Annotated in this window: 16 protein-coding genes; 14 read left to right on the top strand and 2 right to left on the bottom strand. The window is 43.9% G+C overall.

Going from position 1 to position 22,401, the window contains the following annotated elements:
* Positions 1-167 precede the first annotated feature (167 nt).
* The 5 genes from yidC to I3255_RS00280 all read left to right on the top strand — a co-directional run bounded on the left by yidC (position 168) and on the right by I3255_RS00280 (position 6,317).
* Complete coding sequence (yidC, locus tag I3255_RS00300; RefSeq protein ID WP_238035845.1) at positions 168-1,850, top strand: membrane protein insertase YidC; 1,683 nt, start codon at positions 168-170, stop codon at positions 1,848-1,850.
* A 207-nt stretch (positions 1,851-2,057) separates the two neighbouring features.
* On the top strand, positions 2,058-3,494 hold the full coding sequence (gene mnmE, locus I3255_RS00295; RefSeq protein WP_238036495.1) for a tRNA uridine-5-carboxymethylaminomethyl(34) synthesis GTPase MnmE: 1,437 nt from the start codon (positions 2,058-2,060) through the stop codon (positions 3,492-3,494).
* Positions 3,495-3,581: 87 nt separating this feature from the next.
* A complete protein-coding gene (gene nrdR, locus I3255_RS00290) occupies positions 3,582-4,040 on the top strand; it encodes a transcriptional regulator NrdR (RefSeq protein ID WP_201599406.1) in 459 nt (152 codons plus the stop codon).
* Positions 4,041-4,154: 114 nt separating this feature from the next.
* The gene (gene ribD, locus I3255_RS00285) at positions 4,155-5,210 is read left to right on the top strand and encodes a bifunctional diaminohydroxyphosphoribosylaminopyrimidine deaminase/5-amino-6-(5-phosphoribosylamino)uracil reductase RibD (RefSeq protein ID WP_238035843.1); all 1,056 of its coding nucleotides are present in this window, start codon (positions 4,155-4,157) and stop codon (positions 5,208-5,210) included.
* A gap of 432 nt (positions 5,211-5,642) precedes the next feature.
* A complete protein-coding gene (locus tag I3255_RS00280) occupies positions 5,643-6,317 on the top strand; it encodes a riboflavin synthase (protein WP_238035841.1) in 675 nt (224 codons plus the stop codon).
* A gap of 92 nt (positions 6,318-6,409) precedes the next feature.
* Here I3255_RS00280 and I3255_RS00275 read toward each other — a convergent pair whose 3' ends face one another.
* Entirely contained in the window at positions 6,410-9,274 is a 2,865-nt protein-coding gene (locus tag I3255_RS00275) for a response regulator (protein ID WP_238035839.1), read from the bottom strand.
* Between the two features lie 311 nt (positions 9,275-9,585).
* Between I3255_RS00275 and fmt the strand changes: the two genes are divergently transcribed.
* The 8 genes from fmt (at position 9,586) to I3255_RS00235 (ending at position 19,859) form a co-directional block, all read left to right on the top strand.
* Entirely contained in the window at positions 9,586-10,680 is a 1,095-nt protein-coding gene (fmt, locus tag I3255_RS00270) for a methionyl-tRNA formyltransferase (RefSeq protein ID WP_238035837.1), read from the top strand.
* An 80-nt stretch (positions 10,681-10,760) separates the two neighbouring features.
* Positions 10,761-12,359 (top strand): transcription antitermination factor NusB, encoded by a 1,599-nt coding sequence (locus I3255_RS00265; protein WP_238035836.1) that lies wholly within the window; start codon positions 10,761-10,763, stop codon positions 12,357-12,359.
* A gap of 46 nt (positions 12,360-12,405) precedes the next feature.
* Positions 12,406-13,827 carry a threonine synthase gene (gene thrC, locus I3255_RS00260; RefSeq protein ID WP_238035834.1) on the top strand — a complete coding sequence of 474 codons (1,422 nt, stop codon included), beginning with the start codon at positions 12,406-12,408 and terminating at the stop codon, positions 13,825-13,827.
* 335 nt (positions 13,828-14,162) lie between these two features.
* Entirely contained in the window at positions 14,163-15,272 is a 1,110-nt protein-coding gene (locus I3255_RS00255) for a LysM peptidoglycan-binding domain-containing protein (protein WP_238035831.1), read from the top strand.
* 57 nt (positions 15,273-15,329) lie between these two features.
* Positions 15,330-16,583: a DNA-processing protein DprA gene (gene dprA, locus I3255_RS00250; RefSeq protein WP_238036492.1), complete on the top strand. Its 1,254-nt coding sequence runs from the start codon at positions 15,330-15,332 to the stop codon at positions 16,581-16,583.
* Between the two features lie 123 nt (positions 16,584-16,706).
* The gene (locus I3255_RS00245) at positions 16,707-17,336 is read left to right on the top strand and encodes a Sua5/YciO/YrdC/YwlC family protein (protein ID WP_238035829.1); all 630 of its coding nucleotides are present in this window, start codon (positions 16,707-16,709) and stop codon (positions 17,334-17,336) included.
* A 327-nt stretch (positions 17,337-17,663) separates the two neighbouring features.
* Positions 17,664-18,635 (top strand): DUF1731 domain-containing protein, encoded by a 972-nt coding sequence (locus I3255_RS00240; protein WP_238035827.1) that lies wholly within the window; start codon positions 17,664-17,666, stop codon positions 18,633-18,635.
* Positions 18,636-18,722: 87 nt separating this feature from the next.
* Positions 18,723-19,859: a metallophosphoesterase gene (locus I3255_RS00235; RefSeq protein WP_238035825.1), complete on the top strand. Its 1,137-nt coding sequence runs from the start codon at positions 18,723-18,725 to the stop codon at positions 19,857-19,859.
* A 17-nt stretch (positions 19,860-19,876) separates the two neighbouring features.
* On the opposite strand, the gene I3255_RS00230 is transcribed toward I3255_RS00235, so the two are convergent.
* Positions 19,877-21,271, bottom strand: coding sequence for an alpha/beta hydrolase (locus I3255_RS00230; RefSeq protein ID WP_238035823.1), 1,395 nt, complete (start codon positions 21,269-21,271; stop codon positions 19,877-19,879).
* A 449-nt stretch (positions 21,272-21,720) separates the two neighbouring features.
* Between I3255_RS00230 and grpE the strand changes: the two genes are divergently transcribed.
* The gene (gene grpE, locus I3255_RS00225; RefSeq protein WP_238035821.1) at positions 21,721-22,320 is read left to right on the top strand and encodes a nucleotide exchange factor GrpE; all 600 of its coding nucleotides are present in this window, start codon (positions 21,721-21,723) and stop codon (positions 22,318-22,320) included.
* Positions 22,321-22,401 lie beyond the last annotated feature (81 nt).

Below are 22,401 nucleotides of genomic sequence, written 5' to 3'. Positions count from 1 at the left end.
AGTTATCCACACTCTTGGTATCATTTGAAGCAGATTTTTAGTAAAATGATGCACATTTTATGTAAATGACTCTCAACGCAGTTATCGATCATGAAGATAACTATGCAGTACAGTCATGACACATGCCCTAATTTTTCATTCCCTAATTTTTAATCTAGGAAAGGTTTATGCAAAAGATATTTCGGGTGATGATCATCATTGCGATGCTAATTACCGCTTATCTGCTGATTTTGGCATGGCGAGATGATTATGCCGATGCACCAGCTGTAGAAGCGGTGCCAGAAACTACAAGTTCAGTAGGTGCTGACATCCCTTCTACCACTGGTGCCGCAGGTGATATTCCGGTTCAGACCCTACCTGTAGATGATGCAGCTGTGACAGCTACGACTGCAAAGGACACAGGATTAATCACGGTAACGACCGATCGCTATGATATTAAAATCAATCCAGAAGGCGGTGATATTGTCTATGCTGCACTCAAGCAGTATGACGCGACGCTCGATAGCGATAAGCCTTTCGTATTGCTAGAAAATAATAGCAATCGTGTATACGTGGCTCAGTCTGGACTTATCGGCCAAAATGGTATTGATACGGCAGAAGGTCGAGCGACTTACAGCCACACCGCTAATAATTATGTGATGGAAGCTGGGCAACAGACATTGTCAGTACCGCTTACTTACAAGAAAGATGGCGTGACAATCACCAAGACGTTTACCTTTACTGAAAACAAATATCCAATCGATATTAGCTACAAAATTCAAAACGCTTCTACTAGCGCGTGGCAAGGCCAGATGTTTGCGCAGCTAAAACGTGACGATAGTAAAGATCCTGGTATGTCTGATAAAGGCGCGCTGAGCATGGCGACTTATCTAGGTGGTGCTTGGGGTACGCCAGATGATCCTTACAATAAACTGAAATTTAAAGACTTCAGCGATGGCGAGCTGACGACGACCAGTGATAAAGGCTGGGTTGGCATCGTGCAGCATTATTTTGTCTCTGCATGGACGCCTGAAAACTTTACAGGTAAGTTCTTCACTCGCGAGACTGGCAACGACTATTTTATCGGCTTTAACAGTCAGCCAGTCAATGTCGCACCCAACAAGCAAGTTACATTGGATGCCACACTGTATGCAGGTCCAAAGGTACAGTCTGAGCTAAAAGATGTGGCAGTTGGTCTGAATAAGACAGTGGATTATGGTTTACTTTGGCCAATATCGAAGGTCTTGTTTGCTATCTTGGAAGGTGTGCATAAAGTTGTGGGTAACTGGGGTTGGTCAATCATTATCCTCACAATTCTAGTCAAAATTGCTTTGATGTGGTTCTCTAATAAGAGCTACTATTCAATGGCAAAAATGCGCGCTATTGCACCAAGGCTAAAAACGCTAAAAGAAGAGCATGGCGACGACCGCATGAAAATGTCGCAAGAAATGATGGCCATTTACAAGGAAGAGAAAGTCAATCCGATGGCGGGCTGTTTGCCAATATTGATGCAGATGCCAATTTTCTTAGCCCTATATTGGGTGCTCGTAGAGAGTGTCGAGCTGCGTCATGCGCCATGGATTCTATGGATTCGCGATCTTTCAGCAATGGACCCATGGTTTATCTTGCCGCTATTGATGGGTGCGTCAATGTTCATACAGCAGCAGTTGAATCCGCAGCCAGCAGATCCAATGCAAGCAAAAGTGATGAAGTTCTTGCCAATTATCTTTACCGCATTCATGCTGTTCTTCCCAGCAGGTTTGGTATTGTACTGGACGGTGAATAACTTGTTCAGTATGACTCAGCAATATATTGTAAATAAGAAAGTTGAAGAAGAGCAGAAACGTCGCACGGTAAAAATAGTTGACTAACTGACGCTCTATCAAAAGGATAAAAACAAAAACCATCGCGCAAGCGGTGGTTTTTTTATAAGTGCTAAAATGTTATCCACAGCTTATCAACATTAAAGAAAAACTATAAATGATTAGTCTGCGTTTCAAAGTTTGCTTTGTCACTATGAGCACAGACGTCTATAATGGGATTTTTAGCTATTGAGAGTCATTGTGGATTCCTTAGAGATGGCATTAGCCACACCGAATCATTCTGAAAAATCTAATACATCGGGACTCGCCACGATTGCTGCGATTGCAACGCCGCTTGGGCGAGGGGGCGTGGGGGTCATACGCCTATCAGGTAGCCGTGCTTATGCCATGGCCTGTGCGCTTACGGGCAAATCAGCTTTTACGCCACGTATGGCCAGTTTTTGCCGCTTTTATCAAGCTGATGGCACCGTTATTGATGAAGGGCTAGTATTGTTCTTTAAAGGCCCGCATTCATTCACGGGTGAAGATGTGATTGAGCTGCAAGGGCATGGCGGCGTCATTCTACAGAACCAGTTGCTCGCACGTGTATTTGAGTTGGGTGCCAAGCAAGCGAGTGCCGGAGAGTTTTCTTATCGTGCTTTTGATAATGATAAATTGGATTTGGTGCAGGCAGAGGCAATCGCTGATGCAATTGATGCGACCAGTGCGGCGGCCGCGAGTAGTGCGATTCGATCTTTAAGTGGTGAGTTTTCTCAAAAGATTAATCAGCTATTAGAACAGTTAATTCATTTGCGCCTGCATGTTGAAGCGGCGATTGATTTCCCTGATGAAGAAGATGTCGATTTTTTATCTGACGGCGTGATACAAGATAAGCTTGAGCAAACGCAAGATAAAATACAGCAAGTTTTAGCCACTGCAAAACAAGGTCAGCTCTTACGTGATGGTATTCATGTTGTCCTAGCAGGTAGGCCAAATGCTGGTAAATCAAGCTTGCTGAATCGTCTTGCAGGGCAAGAACGTGCTATCGTGACCGATGTCGCTGGCACCACGCGTGATACGCTGCAAGAGACGGTCGTGCTCAATGGTTTGACACTTCACCTTACCGATACGGCAGGCCTACGTGATACAGAGGACACGGTAGAGCGTATTGGGATTGAACGTGCCCGCAACGCCATTACCCAAGCTGATATGCTGCTGATGGTTTATGATGTGACTCGTGATGTTGAACAAGAAAGCACACCGTTACAGCTTGCTGAGCAGTTATTTGGCGAGCTGCCAGATGCCAAACGATTACTAATCATTGCCAATAAAAGTGATTTATTGAGCGATGATAGTAGTGAGAAATCGGCCTCTATGACGCAAGCTAAAATCAAAGATAGAGGCTACGAACAAATTAATGTTTCATGTGAAACAGGCGCTGGTATCGAGAATTTAGTCGAAGCACTGTGTAATAAGGTAGGTTTTCATCCACCAGAAAATAGCCTCATCGCTCGTACGCGTCATATAGATGCCCTCAGACGGACTGCCAATTATTTAACAGAGGCGCATGAGCAGTTAACGGTATTCCAAGCAGGTGAATTAGTCGCCGAAAGCTTGCGTCAAGCGCAGCAGAGCTTGGGTGAGATCACAGGTGAATTTAGCGCTGATGATTTGCTCGGCAAGATATTTGGCAGCTTTTGTATTGGTAAATAACGGTTGAATAACCCTATTTATTACTCAATAAATTTGTCTATTTTATAAATTTTGCTTTTACTCTTAGTCGTAAAATAAGGAATTGCTATGCACTGCCCGTATTGTAATGCATCAGAGACAAAAGTGATTGACTCACGTCTTGCTGCAGAAGGTGCGCAAGTGCGTCGCCGCCGTTCATGCAATAGTTGCCAAGAGCGTTTTACAACGTTTGAGATGGTAGAAGTGGTGATGCCAAGGATTATCAAATCTAGCAACAAGATTGAACCCTACGACAATGAAAAACTGCGCCGCTCTATCTTGTTGCCTTTGCAAAAGCGTCCCATCACTATCGATGAGCAAGAGGCAATGATTAGTCGAGTTGAAAAACGCGTCAGACAAATGGGTGAGCGTGAAATCAGTAGCAAAGTCTTGGGCGAAATCATTATGAGTGAACTAAAGGCGTTAGATGATGTCGCTTATGTGCGTTTTGCTAGTGTCTATCGTGATTTTCAAGACATCGATGCCTTTCATCAAGAGATTGCTAATATTCGCCCAAATGACAAATAAGCTGATACATCAATAAACATGTCTAACCATTGAACTGATTTTGAGCTCAAAGCGCTTAGATTATTAAATAAAATTCTCCGTAATTATTACCAATCATTTATTAAGCCTACTGTTATGCCAACTATAAATCACTCTCAAGATGCGCAAGACTGCTATTTTATGATGCTTGCTATCGAACAAGCTAAGCGCGGTTTGTATACTACTAGGCCAAATCCAGCAGTAGGTTGTGTCATCGTCCAAGCTGAAGAAGTGGTCGGTCAAGGGTTTCATCCAAAAGCTGGTGACCCACATGCAGAGGTATTTGCATTAAAAGAAGCAGGCAATCGAGCAGTGGGCGCAACGGCTTATGTGACTCTAGAGCCATGCAGCCATACAGGGCGTACACCGCCGTGTGCATTGGCACTCGTTAAAGCTAATGTGAAGCGTGTTGTGATTGCCGGTCTAGACCCCAATCCGCAAGTTGCAGGTCGTGGGGTAAAGCTGCTCGAGCAAGCGGGTATAGTCGTGAGAATCGGTGTGCTAACAGAGCAGGCAGAGGCATTAAATCTTGGATTTTTAAAAGCCATGCGGACTCAGATGCCTTATGTCAGACTAAAAATAGCGACTAGTCTAGATGGTCGCACCGCGATGGCATCTGGTGAGTCAAAATGGATTACATCAAATGCGGCTCGCGAAGATGTGCAAAAAATACGCGCGCGAAGTGGGGCAATTCTAACTGGTAGTGAGACAGTGATAGCTGATGATCCGCAGCTCAACGTGCGTTCGAATCAACTAGGCGTATTACCCGAAAAAATACCAGCACCTCGGATTGTAGTGCTCGATAGACGTCAGCGTTTAGAGCACAGTGCTCAGTCTGATTATCAATTATGCCGCCGTACAGATACGATTTATTGGCGCACAGATGATCTCACTGATTTACTAGCAACATTAGTGAGAGACCATCAATGCTATGATGTCTTGTTGGAGGCAGGTGCTGGCGTTGCGGGAAGCTTTTTAAGTCAGCAGCTGGTCGATGAGTTGATTGTTTATCAGGCGCCTTGTCTACTGGGTGATCAAGCGCGACCAATGGTTAATTTCAATCCTATTTCACTGGCTCAACAGTTGCGCTTCGATATTTATAATTATGAGCAGCTAGGTTCTGACCTTAAATTAACACTATTGCCTTTATGAGCTCTTACTTGCAAAACTGTTATTCACAAAATTCTTATACTGTGAACAGTATGTGGATAAGTGCGTTATTATTTTAAATGTTCCACATGAAACTGTGTATAACTTTGTTTCACATGAAACATGAAAAACTGATTCTTTTTAGGTTTTTGTGATAAATTATATGATAATCAGTGACTTACGCTTTCAACTCTTTCGTTGTAAGCGCCAAACTAAATTTAGCACCATTGTGGATAACTCCATAATTACTAAAGATTTTAAGAGTATCCTATTGACTTACGCTTACTTATCCACAATCTATCCCATGACACTGCATTTACCACGTGTTTCACTGCGAAGTGTACTTAGAACGGCAGCACTAAGAAGTTTGGTCAAGTATTTTATAAATAAAGCTATGTGTTTATAGCAGCAATATAATAAAGAGATGAGGATGATATGTTTACTGGAATTATAGAAAGCGTTGGAAAAGTTAAATCCATTCAGCCTAAAGGCGGTGATATACGTTTGACCGTGGAGTCCAATGACTTAGATTTTAGAGATGTAAAACTGGGCGATTCTATTGCCTCAAACGGTATTTGTTTGACGGTAGTAGAGCTCGGTAGCAATTACTATGCTGTTGATGTTTCACGTGAAACTATTGCGAAAACAGCACTAGAGTCTTTAAAAACAGGCGATATGGTCAATCTAGAAAAAGCGATGCTACCGACGACTCGTTTTGGTGGCCATGTTGTTGCCGGTCATGTGGATGGGGTAGGCGTTGTCAGTAAGCTACAGCAAGATGCACGTTCTATTTATATTGAGATTGAGATACCACAAGAGTTGGCACATTATACAGCGACCAAAGGTTCTATCACGGTAGACGGGATTAGTCTGACTACCAATCTGGTACGTGAAAATATCGTTTCTTTAAATATTATCCCGCATACCGCCCAAGTGACTAATATCGCTAAGCATTGGTTGGTGGGTAACAAAGTCAATATCGAAGTGGATATCGTTGCACGCTATTTGGAGCGTTTGCTAAATAAATCACAATCTGGAGGTATGAGTTCTGCAAATCCTCAAAGCCAAATTACAGAAGCTTTTTTAGCAGATAATGGCTTTATGAAATAACGTTTGAGTCTGTACTTACCTGTCTAGATACTTCACCCTGTCGATATTACGAAATCAAAGTAATATCGACAGGGTGATTTTTTTATTGACGTTTAAGATATAAAAATTTGTAAAACGGTTTCTAGATCCTTTTTACTGATAGGCTTGGATAAAAACTCATCCATTCCTACTTGCATGCACGCCTCGCGATCCTCTGCTGTATTATTTGCCGTTAGCGCGACAATAGGTATATCGTCACCTTGTGCGCGGATTGCCTGAGTAGCTTGTAGACCATCCATGACTGGCATCCGGCAGTCCATCAAAATCAAGGAAATTTCCTCACGCTGGCTGGCTAATATATCAAGCGCTTGCTGACCATCTTCTGCAACGATACTGCGATAGCCAAGTTTGCTCAGCATTTTGCAGGCTATTTTTTGATTGGTTGGGCTATCTTCCACCACTAAGATAAGGGGTGATAATGGCTGCGAACTTTCTTTTTGAGCAGTTGTCTCGCTAATGTTCTCTTTAATATCTTGTGTTTGTGTTAGCTTTCTTCTAGCGGACATTGTCAAGCGCAGGATTTCAGACAGTAATAGCGCACTATCTAAAGGTTTTGCCAAAAAGCCATCACACTGATCGAGTAACATAGAGGGTATACGGCGCTCAGATTTCATACTAAACAGTATTTTAGGTAAGGATGTATTAGCGAGTAGGTTGTTTAATGCTTGCCGTCTATCAATGCTAGTGACTATGTGATTGCTGTGCGTTAAATGGGATTTTGTGAGGTCAGCCTGCTCTTGTGATAATGAGTCTTGATATTTCGCCGAGCTGTTAGCGTCGGGCTTATTGCCAACTAAGCTCGCGCTGGTATCATAGTATTCATAATCTAGTAGGAGTATGGGTGCTGAGCTTTGCTGATCTCGACTTAGGCGTTCTGTTAATCGCTCTATAGTCGCTAGGTCTACAGAAGTATAAATAGTATTAGATATCGCTAAGTGCTCACAAAGCCGCTGTAAATGTTGCGCGACAAGCGGCTGATGGACGACCGCGATTAGGCAAATATAACTTAGGTGCTGACTAGGATGATATACCGGCTGATAGTTTGGGCGTCGGCAAGGCAAATACAGGTTGAACACACTACCTTCATTAACGGTGCTGGTTAGTTCTATAAATCCGCCTAGTAATCGTGCAAAGCTATTGACGTTTTTTAGTCCCAACCCTGCATCGATAGTATTTTGTGCTATTAGATTGATATCTGAGCTATGGGATTTATTTAAGTACGACAAGAGCTGATGCTGTTTGGCAGATGTGATACCGATACCAGTGTCCTGCACACTAAAGCGCACCCAGCAACTCACTGCATTTGCGGTAAGGTTTTTATTGATAGACTGTAAGGTTTCCTTGCTAGCCTCTGACATTTGCTCGCGGTCGGTTTGTTCGATCATCAGGGTGACATGTCCGGAGGGGGTGAATTTTACCGCATTATGCAGTAGATTCAGTAAAATCTGCCGGAGACGCACGTCATCAGTATCAATACAGCGTGGACAGTCTGGGGCAAAAAAGTAAATCAGCTCAAGCCCTCTTTGCCTCGTATCGTTTATAATTAGCTCATTAACTTCCTGACCAAGCTTATAAATATCGACGGGCTCAATATTAAGGCGGGTTTTTCTAACCTCGATATTTCCTATATGTAGCGTCTCATTGAGGGCGGTCAGCATGTTCTGACTGGTGGTAATCAAAGTATCTAGTGTTTTGTTTTGTCTTGCATTCAATGTGTTCGGATCAATTGGCTCAAGGATATCGATCATAGCTTCTAGCGGTATGCGCAACTTATGACCGATGACAAACCTAAGTTTATTGAACTCATCAACCTTTCGCTGTAGCTGTTTATTTTGCTGTTGCAACTGCTCGTTCTGATTAACCAGCTCACTGACATCATTAAGCAGTACCGTAAAACCATGAACTTGTCCATGCTCACCAAACCATGGAGTGGCATGCAACTGGTAGGCTTGTTTGTTGTCTATTCCATAGACGGTCAATGTACGCGAGACTTGTAAACCAGCTAGCGTTTGCAGTATTTGCTGAGTCGCCTCATCTTTGCCCATGACAAAGTCAGTGAGTGTATAACTGTGTCCGTTTTTGGCAGAGGGTGTAAATATTTTTTCAAAGCGTTGATTATAGAAGCTAATTTGACCGTGACGTAAGCTCATCAGCATTGGTAGCGGTGATTGATCAACCAAGCGCTCCAAACGATGATTTAATGTTTTGATACGTCGATAGTCGTTGTGTAGCTGATAACTGACACGGCTCAGTGCATGACCTAGTAGCAAAAACTCAGTGGTGGATTTTTCTTGTAAAAAGGGCGGCGGCGTATAAGACTCTTTTGCATGAACGCTCAAATTATCAGTGTAAGCTATTAGCTGCTCCCAGTTGGTTCGACGGTGGAGCATATAAAACAAAGCGATAAAAAACAGTATCAAAGCCACCATTAATGGTAGCCAATAACGGTACGAGGTCCATTCGATAGTCAAAGGCTCATAGCGCAACACAACATAAACCTGATGACCACTTTCGAGCTTTATCGTTCCTGTTAAAGCACTATTACTGACTGTATAAGCACTTTGATTATCCTTAGACAAGGTAGCTGCATTGACTGTGGGAAACGTTACTGTCGTAAAAGCTGATTCATTCGGTTGAGTTTTACGATGGATATAAGTTTGCCCAGATGGCATCATCAAAATAAGCTGATAGCTGATATGATCAAAAGCAGGCTGTTTTAGAATTTTTTCTATTTCTACATCGATAGGCGCGGCATGCTCAGTAATACTGTGCTGTAACGCATGAAAAGTATCTATACTGTGTTGTTCGCTATGATGTCTCAACCCATCAAACAACGTGACATAGTACAGCAATAGCATGACCAGCAAGGTCGATGCATAGAAGATCAATAATCGCTGTAAGGACTGGAACTGTTGCATGAGAGCATGGCCCTATATCGACGCAAAAATATATAGTGAAATCATCGTTTCTTATAGTAATTGATTTATCCAAAACCTTGCTACTGATACCTTCCTATTATCTATAGCAGAATAATAGTGTGCTATTTGCAGAGTATTGCTGATAAAGTATTTTTATTCTATAAGAAGGTCGACAACTAGAGCAATGACACTTCTCATATTATAAAGACAAAAAGCGCTATTAGTCATACTGGATTGAGACTACCACACTTATGGCACAACGTCGTAAACTCACCTATAATGGACAAATAAACCTTATACAATGCATGATTATGACTACAACTGCTCCTACCTTTGATACATCTAACTCGCTTACTGACCATGATAACCCAACTATTAACCGACTAAGGGTAGTATTTGCTGGTACACCTGAGTTTGCTGCGATCAGCTTAGAAGCGCTCATTCGCCAGCAAGACGCACTTAATATCGATATTGTCGCGATATATACCCAGCCGGATCGCAAAGCAGGACGCGGCCAAAAACTATCAGCCTCTGCTGTTAAAGAAGTGGCACTAGCGAACGATATTGCGGTAGAGCAGCCAGTCACCTTCAAAAAATCCAGTACAGAGGGCATGGCAGCACGACAGACGTTGCGTACGTATCAGCCAGATCTTATGATTGTCGCTGCTTACGGTTTAATTTTGCCTATCGGTGTATTGACCACACCTACTCATGGTTGTCTAAATATTCACGCCTCATTGTTGCCACGTTGGCGCGGTGCGGCGCCTATTCATCGTGCACTATTAGCAGGTGATAATGAGACAGGTATCACCATCATGCAGATGGATAAGGGGCTGGATACGGGTGATATGCTTTATAAGGTGAGCGCTAGTATAGAGCCTGATGAGACGGCTGCGAGCCTGCATGATAAGATGGCAGCGCTTGGTGCAATGGCTATCAGTACGGTATTAAAAGAGTTATCACATTATCAAGCGCAGGCGACTACCCAAGATGACAGTCAAGCAAACTATGCTGAAAAATTGGTAAAAACTGAAGGGGAGGTTGACTGGACGAAGCCTGCTGCTACCATCGAGCGCCAAATTCGTGGATTGACACCATGGCCAGGCGCTTATACTTTTCTAGAAGGGCAGCGTGTCAAAATACTCGCTGCACTGCCCATCAATACCACGCAAAAAACAGATAAGCCTGCGGGCACGGTTGTGAGTGTCGGGCGCAAGGCAATTTTGGTGGCTTGCGGTCAAGAGGCTGAACAACTAAATGGTAATGCCGCTCATGACGTACAACTCAGCAATACATTGGCGATAACCAAATTACAGTTTGCTGGTGGTAAGCCAATGACGGCGGAACAGCTTTGTCATGGTAATCAGCTAAACGACGGTGATCAATTTACAGCAGACTCAAAATAGCTTTATCTAAATAGCTCCAACGACATTTAACCCTACTAGCACAAGACGCGATCGATCATACGTCAAGGAAATACAACTTCATGAGACAAACCAACAGCGCGTCTAAAAACAATGCACCTAGAAACAATACGCCTAGAAACAATAAGCTCAAGCCATCAAGCAACCTGATTATGAATGGCAGCGTGCGCGTGCGTGTGATTCGCACCTTGCTTGCGATTCAAAATGGTCAGTCGCTCTCAAGCGTGCTTGACCCATTGTTAAATAGCTTGCACGATGGTGATAAAGGTTTTGCACATGCATTGTTACTGACCACGTTACGCCAATGGCATGCCCTTGCACGATTGCTCGACACGCTAGCGGACAACCCTATTGACGAAGTAGAAGTTCGTACCACGATTCAAGTGGGTTTGGTGCAGTTACTGTATTTGGAAGTGGCAGCTCATGCCGCAATTCATGAAACCGTTGAAGCCGCAAAAGAGATTGAATTTGCGCATGCGACTGGTTTAATCAATGCTATCTTGCGTAAAGTTGCCAAAAACCCTAGCAAGTTTCGTAAGAAGTGCGATAAAAAGCATAGCCTACCGAATTGGCTTGCCTATCAGCTTAAGCAAGATTGGAGCGAGCAGTATGATGAACTGACCCAAGGCTTACGCCAAGCGGCACCGATGTTTTTGCGAGTCAACTCGGCAGTTACTCCAGTAGAGGATTATCAACAGTCATTGTACGGCGCAGAAATTGATGCAGACATCGTTGAGCTAACGACTGGTTTTAGCGTAGCGAACTTGTCAGATACTACTACAACACTATCGACCAAAGGCTTAAGACTGCATCAGACTACCGCTGTCAATGCTTTGCCTCATTTTGCTGAAGGCGCTGCTAGCGTGCAAGACATGCATGCTCAGCTTGCGGCACCCATTATCAATAAAGCGTTAATGGCGAAGCTCAGCGCTGAAAAATCTGATACGGAAAATACCAATAACGAGATACACGTTCTAGATGCCTGTGCAGCCCCTGGTGGCAAGCTAGCTCATTGGTTGGAGTTACTCAGCTCAAATGATGCTTCATCGTTGTTTCACGTGAAACAAGAAGATGCAGAAGCGAAATCTCTAGCTTCCAAAATCAAGCTGACCGCTATCGATAATGAAGCGCCGCGTATCGAGCGTATTTATGACAACTTGCAACGTCTAAACTTAAAGCAGCAAGACTTAGAGCAAGCTGAGAAAAATATCTCCCTTAGCGTTATCTGCGCTGATGCCACCAGATGGCAGCATGGCAAGAATAAAAAAGCGGCTACCAATGAACCGGTATTCGATGCAATATTATTGGATTCTCCTTGTACCGCGACGGGTGTGATTCGTCGTCATCCGGATATCAGTATCTTGCGTACCGAAGAAGACATCGAGCAAACGGCACTGCTACAAGCAGATATCTTGCATAACTTATGGCCACAACTCAAAGCTGGCGGTTATCTACTATACGTTACATGCTCTATCTTAAAGCAAGAAAACGTCGAGCAAATGCAGGACTTTATCAGTCATCATAATGATGCGGTAGCGATTGAGTTTACCGAGGATTGCAATTGGGGCATCGCGCAAACCATCGGTCGTCAGTGCTTGCCGATTGATAGCGAGAGCGGTGATGGTTTTTATTATGCGCTGTTGCAGAAGACTGCTGAATAAACCATTTTTAACTATTGAATAACATTATTGTAGACAGGACAATCTAATGAAATATATCAGTACTCGTGGTCAGACAGCACCGATGGACTTTAGTGATGTGCTATTAATGGGTCTTGCTCCAGATGGCGGTTTGATGTTGCCTGAACATTACCCAACGATTGATAGCGCTGTACTTGATGAATGGCGCACTCTCAGCTATCCACAGCTTGCGATGGCGATTATGCAGCGCTTTGCTACAGACATTCCTTATGCGGATCTAAAAGACATTATTGATCGCACCTATACCGCTGATGTGTTTGGCTCTGATGATATTGTTCCTGTCCGCAAGCTCGAAGACAACTTATACATCTTAGGGTTATCAAATGGCCCAACGCTAGCATTTAAAGACGTTGCTATGCAGTTCTTGGGCAATGCCTTTGAATATGTCCTCAAAAGAAAAGAGGCACGTATCACTATTATTGGCGCAACTAGCGGCGATACGGGTAGTGCGGCGGAATACGCATTGCGTGGTAAAGAAAATGTCGAAGTCTTTATGCTGTCACCGCATGGCAAAATGAGTGAGTTTCAGCGGGCGCAAATGTACAGCTTGACTGACGATAATATTCATAATATCGCGATCGATGGCATGTTTGATGACTGTCAGGATATTGTCAAAGCGCTACAACAAGATGCTGACTTTAAAGCCCAGTATGACTTGGGTACGGTTAACTCTATCAACTGGGGACGCATCCTCGCGCAGATCGTTTATTACTTTAAAGCCTATTTTGCGGTGACGGCAAGCAACAATGAGAAAGTCAGTTTTAGCGTGCCTTCAGGTAACTTTGGTAATATCTGCGCCGGTCACATCGCTCGTGAAATGGGTCTGCCCGTTGAGCGTTTGATCGTCGCAACCAATGAAAACGACGTGCTCAATGACTTTTTTAACCAAGGTGCTTATCAGCCACGACCTACTGAAAAAACCTACGTCACCTCAAGTCCATCGATGGATATCTCAAAAGCTTCGAACTTTGAACGTTTTGTTTACTTGTTGCTGGATAAAGACAGCGCGCGCGTTCATGAGTTATTTGACGGCGTAAAATCAGGTCAAGGGTTTGATTTGTCTGATTTGATGGAAGCGGTCAATACGCGTTATGGCTTTGCTGCTGGCAAATCAACCCATAGCGATCGTTTAAATACGATCAAAGCGTTGTATGAAATGCATGGCGAACTGGTCGATCCGCATACAGCTGACGGTATCAAGGTTGCCAAAGAGCTACAGCGTGAGGGTGAAATCATTATCTGTGCAGAGACCGCATTGCCTGTTAAATTTGCTGACACTATCATCGAAGCAGTGGGGCAAATCGACATCGAGCGTCCGGCTCACACAGAAGGCTTAGAGAGCCTGCCACAACATGTGACTGTATTAGAGAACAAAGCTGAATTGGTTGCTGAGCAAATTCGTCAACATGTTGCACCAAATCCAGCATAAGCGATAAATGTTTTGAGTTTATCTTCTATAGATAGAGGCGTTCGTATAAAAGTTACACCATTGTAATAAAGTGTTTATGATTGTGTTATGGTAGATATAATTGTAGTATTAGAAATAGCGTCAGCGAGTCATTATTTTGCTAGACGCTTTTTTAGGAATGAATCTAGCCAATTATACTGAACAGCTGCCCTATAGTTGCCACAAAAGCAACGCTTATAAATCGCTGATAATATTGATTTTTTGATATACTTTTAATAAAGTCAAATGTCTTTAGAGTGATGAATTAAGTGTGATCTATTGTGACCAAAACAGTGGTACATATTGTGGATATAACCATGAAGATGAGCTTAAAAAAGACAGCAAAAGCACTGGCAAAAGGATTATTAGTTACGACATTTAGCAGTGCCATGTTGATGACCACAGCCCACGCCAATAATCCACCACCTACCATAAAAGCAGATGCCCCCAATCGCTATATCGTCAAAAAAGGCGATACCCTATGGGACATCTCAGGCCGCTACCTCGACAGCCCATGGCGCTGGAAAGAGATTTGGGCAACCAATAAGCAAATCAAAAACCCAAACCTTATTTATCCAGATGACATTCTTATCCTTTGTGTGATTCAAGGTAAGACGCTGATAGGAGTCGATACAGGAGAGGGCTGTGCTGGTATCGAAAAGCAACTAACGGGTAACGTGGTCACCAGTACTATCGCCGTGACCTCAACGGCCAATAGTATTCCGCCTATTCCATGGTCTGCTATTCAGCATTGGCTTGATAAAACGCTTATTGTGAATCCAGAAGATTTCAATACCACGCCGTATATCTTGGCGTCCAAAAACCGCAATTTAATCACGGCAAGCGGTGATAAAGTCTATGCCAAAGGCGTGCCACTAATTGTTGGTCAGCGCTATGGCGTATACCGCGAGGGTGACCTATACGTTGATCCTAAAACTCAAGAAGTTATCGGTCTAGAAGTCACACAAGTAGCGACTGGCCTTGTTACTTCGACAGAAAGTAATGGCGTCACAAGCTTGCAGCTTACTGACAGTTATGACAAAGAAGTGCGTGAAGGTGATCGCGTGTTTGTTGAGTTGGACAACGCTATTCCGCCTGTCTTTTATCCAACGCCTGCCAGCGTCAGTCGTGGTGGTATGATTGTGCGAGTAATGGATTCAATCAGCTCTGCCGCTAAAGGCAGCGTGGTAGCGATCAATTTAGGCAGCTTGCATGGTGCCAAACCAGGTGATGTACTGACCGTGTATCAAAAAGGTCCATTGGTACGAGACGTTAAGGATAATGACATGCCGGTACGCTTACCAAATGAGCCGAGCGGTATGGTGATGGTATTTAATACCTTTGATAATATCAGCTATGCTTACGTACTTGACTCTGAGCTACCACTCAATGTCGGCGACCAGCTATTGCCACCCCCTTATCTATAAGTACATAAGGCTTTGTGAAGCGATTTTACTAAGTTTGCCCAAACGAGACAGATGACAATGACCGCAGTCACCTCTTCTTTATCCGATGATCAGCGTGCGATATTGGCGCTGTGGTATGAGGTGAATGCATCCTTATCTGCTTATCATAAGCTTGTTACCACTTATGGTGACGCGCAGCTCGCGTGGCAAGCCAAGGTAGAAGCATGGAAGCAGCTAGACATTCATCACACTCATCTCAAACGCCATGAACAGCCAGAGCAAACACATGCTGCTATCGATAAGATACAGCAAGCGCTTTTAGATGGGCGCTATGGTTTATTGTTTGCCGGTCAGCCTGACTATCCCGCTCAGCTTCTTCATATTTATGATCCGCCGCCATTACTGTTTTTTCGAGGTAATAGCGCGCGCCTGCATCAAGCTCAAATTGCTATCGTGGGCAGTCGAAAACCGACAGCCCATGCACAAAAAATCACGTTCGATATGGCGCAATATCTGGCACAGGCAGGGTATATCATCACCAGTGGTCTGGCAATAGGCGTGGACAAACGGGCTCATCTGGGCGCTTTGGCGCAGACTGATCTTGACTATCAAGGTCGTACTATCGGCGTGATGGGGACAGGGATTGATGTGAATTATCCCAATCATCGTGACCAGTTATTTGCTCAAATCATCGAGCAAGGTGGCTGCATTATTAGTGAACTACTACCGCATACTCAGCCGCACAAACATACCTTTCCGCGCCGTAACCGTCTGGTAGCTGGGCTGAGTCTAGCCACTATTGTGACTGAAGCGACGATCAAAAGTGGCTCGCTCATTACCGCCCGTTTGACTTCTGAGCAAGGCAAGCAGGTCTTTGCCATTCCAAGTCATATTGATAATAGCAATGCCGAAGGTTGCCATCATCTGATACGTGAAGGGGCGACGTTGATTTATCATCCTCAGCAGGTGTTAGAGGACGTCAATGGTCAGCTTGATTATGATAAGCGCTCGTATAGACCAACAGATATTATTACAAGCGCTAATAGCCACCAATCGCTGGTCACTCAGCCCTCTGACGCATCAAATGTAGAGAGGAGCTCTGTCACAACGGTCAGTCAGCCAGAAACTTCTCATATCAAATCCCCTCGTAGCGCGATCGTTGTCCCTGAGCATTTAACACAAATCTATGAGCAGCTCGATTGGCATGGACAGGACTTAGATGCGCTTGTTATTGCCACTAAGCTTGCGCCGCCACAACTGATTGGACAGCTGATGGAACTTGAGCTAATGGGCGTCATCAGTGTGCAAGGCGGACGCTATTTACGTGTATAGCGTATCGTAATTCCTAACTACCACATAGAAATAAGTAGGATGGATTCTAAATATCGCTACCTTAGTCAGCCTGTCTCTTGTGCTATTATTAGTGTCTCTATTCCAGCATGAAACATGTAAGCTATGAGCCAATCTATACCTTTTATCACTGACTCTGCCATACAAGCTGCAAACTGGCTTAAAGAAGGAAAGCTGCTTGCATACCCAACAGAAAGCGTTTGGGGTATCGGTTGCGACCCTTATAATCAAGCCGCTGTGCAGCGTATCTTGGATATCAAACAACGTCCGCAAGCCAAAGGCATGATCGTCATTACCGATAGCGTAGAGCGTTTGTCACCTCTATTAGCCTCTTTAAATAATGCCCAGCGCCAGCAAATTATCGATAGCTGGCAGTCAGATGTTAATGACGGCGAGCTACAAAATCGCCAAGCGCATACTTGGTTATTACCCATTCCTCAGACACTTTCGACCACGATGCCCTCATGGATAATGGGTGAGCATCAGACCATTGCAGTCAGGGTCATCGCCCATCCTGTCATACGAGAACTGTGCCAACAGATGGTCAGCGCAAATAATCCATTTGGCTTCATTGTTTCGACTAGTTGCAACCCATCAGGTCAATCGCCTGCCAGCACCTTTGATACTGCCTATGGTTACTTTGGTGAGCAGATTGGCTATTTTCAGGCTAATACTCTAGGTTATATCTTACCCAGCCAAATCCGTGACGCAACGACAGGCTCAGTCATTCGTTAGTAGGCAATGAACGAGTTTTCATACCATCATAGCCTAGTCTTTTGTACTGTCTTCTTTGTGCTGTCGCCATTGCTAAACTGTGTTTCGCCAGCTGAAGATTGCTATGGTTATCGTTCTGTAGCCATAGAAAAATATACCGTCTCAGCGCTAGCTATCGCTAAACCCGCTTCCTTTGCTCCCGTTGCTTTACTAAAAGTATGTAAAAGTTATTTTGATAAAAACGACAAAAAAGTAGACGATAGTTAAAAGGGGCTGATTTTTATTGAACGATGAATCTTTCAACAATAGGTCATCGTTACGATATTTGATACATATAGGGGGTAGGGTATGAAAGTTTTAATTAGTGGTGGCTCAGGGTTTTTGGGTAGTGCGTTTAGCCGAGAGTTAATCGAACGGTATCGCACGCAAGATAAAGAGGTGATGATTACTTGGCTGACCAGAGATAGCAGTCAAGATCACCCTGATGACATCAGTATGATGACTTATGACGAGCTTGAAAAGTCTGATATGAGTTTTGATGTCATAATGAACTTAGCTGGCGCAGGTATTGCTGACGCGCGTTGGAGCGATGAGCGTAAAGAGCAATTAATAGCCAGTCGTATTAAGCCTACTCAATCGATATTAAGCTTCATCGAACGTACGGCAACAAAGCCAAAACTACTAGTAAGCGGCTCAGCAATCGGTTGGTACGGCACGCAAGGCGATAAGCCATTAACTGAACACAGCAGTTTTGAGACAGACTTTGCCCATCGCTTATGTGAGGAGTGGGAAAGCTTGGCGCTCAAAGCGACTGATTACGATGTCCCTGTCGCTATTGTGCGAACAGGCGTTGTGATACATCCTGAAGGTGGTATGGTGGCCAAATTACTACTACCATTTAAGTTTGGCGTTGGCGGGCAGTTGGGTGATGGTCAACAAATCATGAGCTGGATTAGCCGTGACGATTGGGTGGGGGCGGCGATTTTTATTATTGAGCAGCATCTTGCCAATCAATTTGGCCATAAACAAAGAATTTCACATAGTGATAATGTCATAGAGACAAGAAGTGATACGCCAGCCTTTGTCTATAATCTCACGGCGCCCAATCCCGTGAGTAACCATACTTTTACTAAAACGCTTGGCTCATGGTTACATCGGCCGACACTTTTTACCTTGCCAGAGTTTTTACTTAAGCTCATGTTTGGCGAGATGTCGACGCTACTGATTGATGGACAAAAGGTGCTGCCACAAGCGCTATTAGATGCAGGTTACGTATTCAAGCATGTGACACTCAAACAAGCATTAGAGGATCAGAAATAGTTATATCGTGACTGTTTCATGTGAAACATAATAAGGTCGGCTTATATTAAATATTTACTGGATTATATTTTTGTCTAAGGGCAATCCATGCGTTACGCATTTTTCATCACTATTTTTTTGCTCTTGCAGCTGTTTAGTGCGGGTGCTGCTCTAAGCTTACAGTGGTGGTTACAGCCTTGGATCACGCCAACGCTTCAGATCGCTATATGGTCTGCTATATTTATTATTACTAATGGGTTGTTGATATTAAGTGTCAAAAGAGCTTTTGCCAATAGCTACCGCTGGGTTAGCGGTTGGATGTTGGCTATGCATTTTATGCTGCTCACGGCATTGCTGATAAGCCTACTCTATGGTGGATACTGGCTGGTAGCATCACTCTTAGGCGCCCCGTTATATGAATCTAATATGCTTTCTATGGGCCTACGAGCGCTTACGTTGGTGGTATTTTTAGGGTTGTTCAGTTTCGCATTATATAGTGCTTATGTGCCAGTCGTACGTAAGCTGTCCATTAGTATCAACAAACCGCTCGCTAAACCACTGCGCATTGCGGTCGCAAGTGACCTGCATTTAGGACGACTATTTGGCGTAGCAGCGATAGATAGGTTGAACCGTCTAATGATTGACTCGCAGGCTGATATGCTGCTTATGCCAGGCGATATCATGGATGACAATACAGACGCATTTAATCACTATAATATGGCGAAAAACTTAGCTGAGCTATGCAGCAACCTGCCATACGGCGTCTATGCAACATTGGGCAATCATGATTTGTACGGGCACGAACAACCAATCAGCCAAGCGTTAGTCGATGCAGGCGTACATTTATTAAATGATGACGTGCTTAGTATCGAACATGAGGGTCAGCTTATATGGCTGGTTGGACGTTTTGATAATCATAAACGCCAGCGTGTCGCGACAACTGATCTGCTCGCGAAAGTTGATACTTCACAGCCAGTGATACTGCTGGATCATAGACCCAGCGATATTGATGAGCACAGCCAGTTACCAATTGATCTACAGGTATCGGGACACACTCACAATGGACAAGTATTCCCCGCCAACTTCATCGTGAGCGCCATAAACCGATTAGGCTATGGATATGAGACCATTGGCAGAGGACACTTTGTGGTGTCCTCGGGTTATGGTTTTTGGGGTATTCCGTTTCGGTTGGGCTCACGCTCAGAGATTTGGTTAATTACCGTTTCTGGTCATACTAATAAATAGTTAGTATTAGCTAACCACTATGCCACGAGCCGCGATTTTGTACTAATGACCTCACGGACGAAGCCGCCAAAACCATTAATAATATTTTTTGTTTCCTGCCCAAGTCCTTGATGTACGCTCATAAAATGAATAAAGCCATGCGGTGCGCCCAATACAGTATGGGTCTCAACAGGGACTTTATAGCTCTCTAGCTGCTTGGCATAAGCAAATGCCTCGTCACGCAATACATCGAGTTCAGCGGCGACGATATAGGTGGGACATACTTTGCTATTATCACCAAGCATGGGCGAATTTAGTATATGTATGCGTGGCAACGGACTATTCTCAAGACAAGCAGCGTCAAATACTGCCACATCAGCGTGATCCAATAGCAGGCCTTCACCATACAGCTCCCAACTCGGATAATCTGTCTCAATATCAGTCACAGGATACAGCGGCATCTGTGCTAGCGGCGCAGGTAGTTTCTTTAATAGATCAAACATTTTCTGACCATCTGCACCCAAATCTAGCCAAGCGTTTTCGTTTGGTGCAGTGAGTTGCTGTGCAATCAAGGTAGAAAGACCGCCACCTGCGCTATCGCCTGCAAGAACGATACGTGACGGTAAGGCACCTAAGGTATGGCACTGCTCAGCCAACCAAGCATAAGCGATGATACAGTCTTTTAACGCTGCGGGTGCAGGACACTCAGGAGCCAAGCGATAATCCACACTGATCACGGGCCAACCAGTCTGCTCACAGACCGCGTGACAGAACTCGTGATGTGTATCGACATTACCGATACAAAACCCGCCACCATGAAAAAACAACATGGCTGTTTTGTCAGGGTTATGAGCATGTCTTTTTTTAGCGCCAATACTTTTGGTACCTGCCTGATAGCAGCGAATGGTCATATCGCCATCATCCGCGTTGGCTATGGTTTTATCTTCCCAATTGACAGGTGTTTCGCCTTTTTTGATAAAAGGTTTGATATTACTTAGCATGCTGCCACCCGCTTGGTGCCATACGCTCGGTGCTTGCATCGCTACTGCATCCGCAGCAAACCTTTCACGGAGTTCATGCATGGGCGTCAGCTCTAATGGCGTCTTAAGATGACTATTTACCGCAAGGATCAGGCGCAAATGAGCATTGGCATGCAGATACTGCTTTGAGTGAGGCCCTTTTAAATAACCAATCAAACCTTCTAATACTGGCGTCGGTAGATAGCCAAGACCTTTCATCGCATAGTGTAAAGTGTGTGGTTGGCAATGTGCCATTGGGTTATAACTGAGCATTTTTTCTTTCACGCTCAACCGCTTTTTTTGTACACCATTGTCTTTCGCTTCACTAATGATCTCATCGTTCGACGCCAAATGCAGCGCTATCAATGTTTTGTTCAGTAAAGTATTGATTGATGATACTGTTGAATTAGACATAACATCTCTCATAACTGTTTTTGAGTGTTTACTGTTACATCAGCGTACACTTTAAGGTAAGGAATAATATTTGCAGCAATAATAAGGCAGTAGTGCGTAAAACAGGGTGTTATTTAGTAATAGTGTGGGTAGCAACGGTAACCTATTTAGAGTAATTGACGGTTTTTTGTACGTTTTGTTAACGTATATTGAGACCATTTGACACAGCGGAGAAATACTGAGCACTTGTTTTAAAGACAGATCTAACCATATTTGTCATAAATGCGAAAAATTCCTTTGCTTTAGGCTTGAAATTTATACTTACTACCTTTATCAAGCAGCTATTAGAGCGTATTAATATAAAAAATGAGTGATAAACATTAAGTATCTGATAAAGGCATGATACAGCCAGCGATTGGCTGATTTATTGTGTCTTATCTCAATTATTTTTGAAATTCCAAGGAGCTATTATGAGTGAGCAAAACCCAAATCAAGAAAAGTTTGACCAAACGGTCGTACATGACAACGTTGAGCATAAAGAAAGTATCTTAGAAGAAACCTTGGATGAGTTTGATCCAAAGAACAACTCAGGCGAAGAAGCCACAATTGAAAACGAGATCAACCTTGATACATTCAAAGCGCGCATCGCTGAATTAGAAGGCGAAGTAAAGCAGGCCAAAGAAAGCACCGCTCGTGCCAATGCTGAAGCTTATAACGCCCAAAAGCGTGCTGAGCAAGAAGCGGATAAGAGCAAAAAATTTGCACTACAGAAATTCGCCAAAGAGCTACTCGATATCGTCGATAACTTGGAGCGCGCTATGGAAAACGCAGATGCAAACGATCCAGTCGCTGAAGGGGTGCAATTAACTCATAAAGCATTGGTCTCTGTACTGACTCGCCATGGCGTAGAAGTGGTTGATCCAGAAGGTGAGAAATTCAACGCTGATTTCCATGAAGCCGTGGGTATCGACCCAGAAGCAGAAGTAGATACCGTTGGCACTGTCTTACAAAAAGGCTATAGCCTAAATGGTCGCTTGCTACGCCCAGCCATGGTACGTGTTGGACAATAATATTTTTAGGGGCTAAACCCTACTAATATGAAGGTTTTTCACAAAAAATCACAGGAAAGACCATTTTTGCGTGATTTTTAC

Source organism: Psychrobacter sp. Ps6, from assembly GCF_022129235.1.
GTDB lineage: Bacteria > Pseudomonadota > Gammaproteobacteria > Pseudomonadales > Moraxellaceae > Psychrobacter.
Note: the sequence above shows the minus strand (reverse complement) of the source record. Positions and strands in the feature narration are given on the sequence as shown.

What these genes read in the sequence shown, in the direction of transcription:
- yidC (WP_238035845.1), top strand. Translation starts at nt 168, where the DNA reads ATGCAAAAGATATTTCGGGTGATGATCATCATTGCGATGCTAATTACC.
- mnmE (WP_238036495.1), top strand. Translation starts at nt 2,058, where the DNA reads ATGGCATTAGCCACACCGAATCATTCTGAAAAATCTAATACATCGGGA.
- nrdR (WP_201599406.1), top strand. Translation starts at nt 3,582, where the DNA reads ATGCACTGCCCGTATTGTAATGCATCAGAGACAAAAGTGATTGACTCA.
- ribD (WP_238035843.1), top strand. Translation starts at nt 4,155, where the DNA reads ATGCCAACTATAAATCACTCTCAAGATGCGCAAGACTGCTATTTTATG.
- I3255_RS00280 (WP_238035841.1), top strand. Translation starts at nt 5,643, where the DNA reads ATGTTTACTGGAATTATAGAAAGCGTTGGAAAAGTTAAATCCATTCAG.
- I3255_RS00275 (WP_238035839.1), bottom strand. Translation starts at nt 9,274, where the DNA reads ATGCAACAGTTCCAGTCCTTACAGCGATTATTGATCTTCTATGCATCG.
- fmt (WP_238035837.1), top strand. Translation starts at nt 9,586, where the DNA reads ATGACTACAACTGCTCCTACCTTTGATACATCTAACTCGCTTACTGAC.
- I3255_RS00265 (WP_238035836.1), top strand. Translation starts at nt 10,761, where the DNA reads ATGAGACAAACCAACAGCGCGTCTAAAAACAATGCACCTAGAAACAAT.
- thrC (WP_238035834.1), top strand. Translation starts at nt 12,406, where the DNA reads ATGAAATATATCAGTACTCGTGGTCAGACAGCACCGATGGACTTTAGT.
- I3255_RS00255 (WP_238035831.1), top strand. Translation starts at nt 14,163, where the DNA reads ATGAAGATGAGCTTAAAAAAGACAGCAAAAGCACTGGCAAAAGGATTA.
- dprA (WP_238036492.1), top strand. Translation starts at nt 15,330, where the DNA reads ATGACCGCAGTCACCTCTTCTTTATCCGATGATCAGCGTGCGATATTG.
- I3255_RS00245 (WP_238035829.1), top strand. Translation starts at nt 16,707, where the DNA reads ATGAGCCAATCTATACCTTTTATCACTGACTCTGCCATACAAGCTGCA.
- I3255_RS00240 (WP_238035827.1), top strand. Translation starts at nt 17,664, where the DNA reads ATGAAAGTTTTAATTAGTGGTGGCTCAGGGTTTTTGGGTAGTGCGTTT.
- I3255_RS00235 (WP_238035825.1), top strand. Translation starts at nt 18,723, where the DNA reads ATGCGTTACGCATTTTTCATCACTATTTTTTTGCTCTTGCAGCTGTTT.
- I3255_RS00230 (WP_238035823.1), bottom strand. Translation starts at nt 21,271, where the DNA reads ATGTCTAATTCAACAGTATCATCAATCAATACTTTACTGAACAAAACA.
- grpE (WP_238035821.1), top strand. Translation starts at nt 21,721, where the DNA reads ATGAGTGAGCAAAACCCAAATCAAGAAAAGTTTGACCAAACGGTCGTA.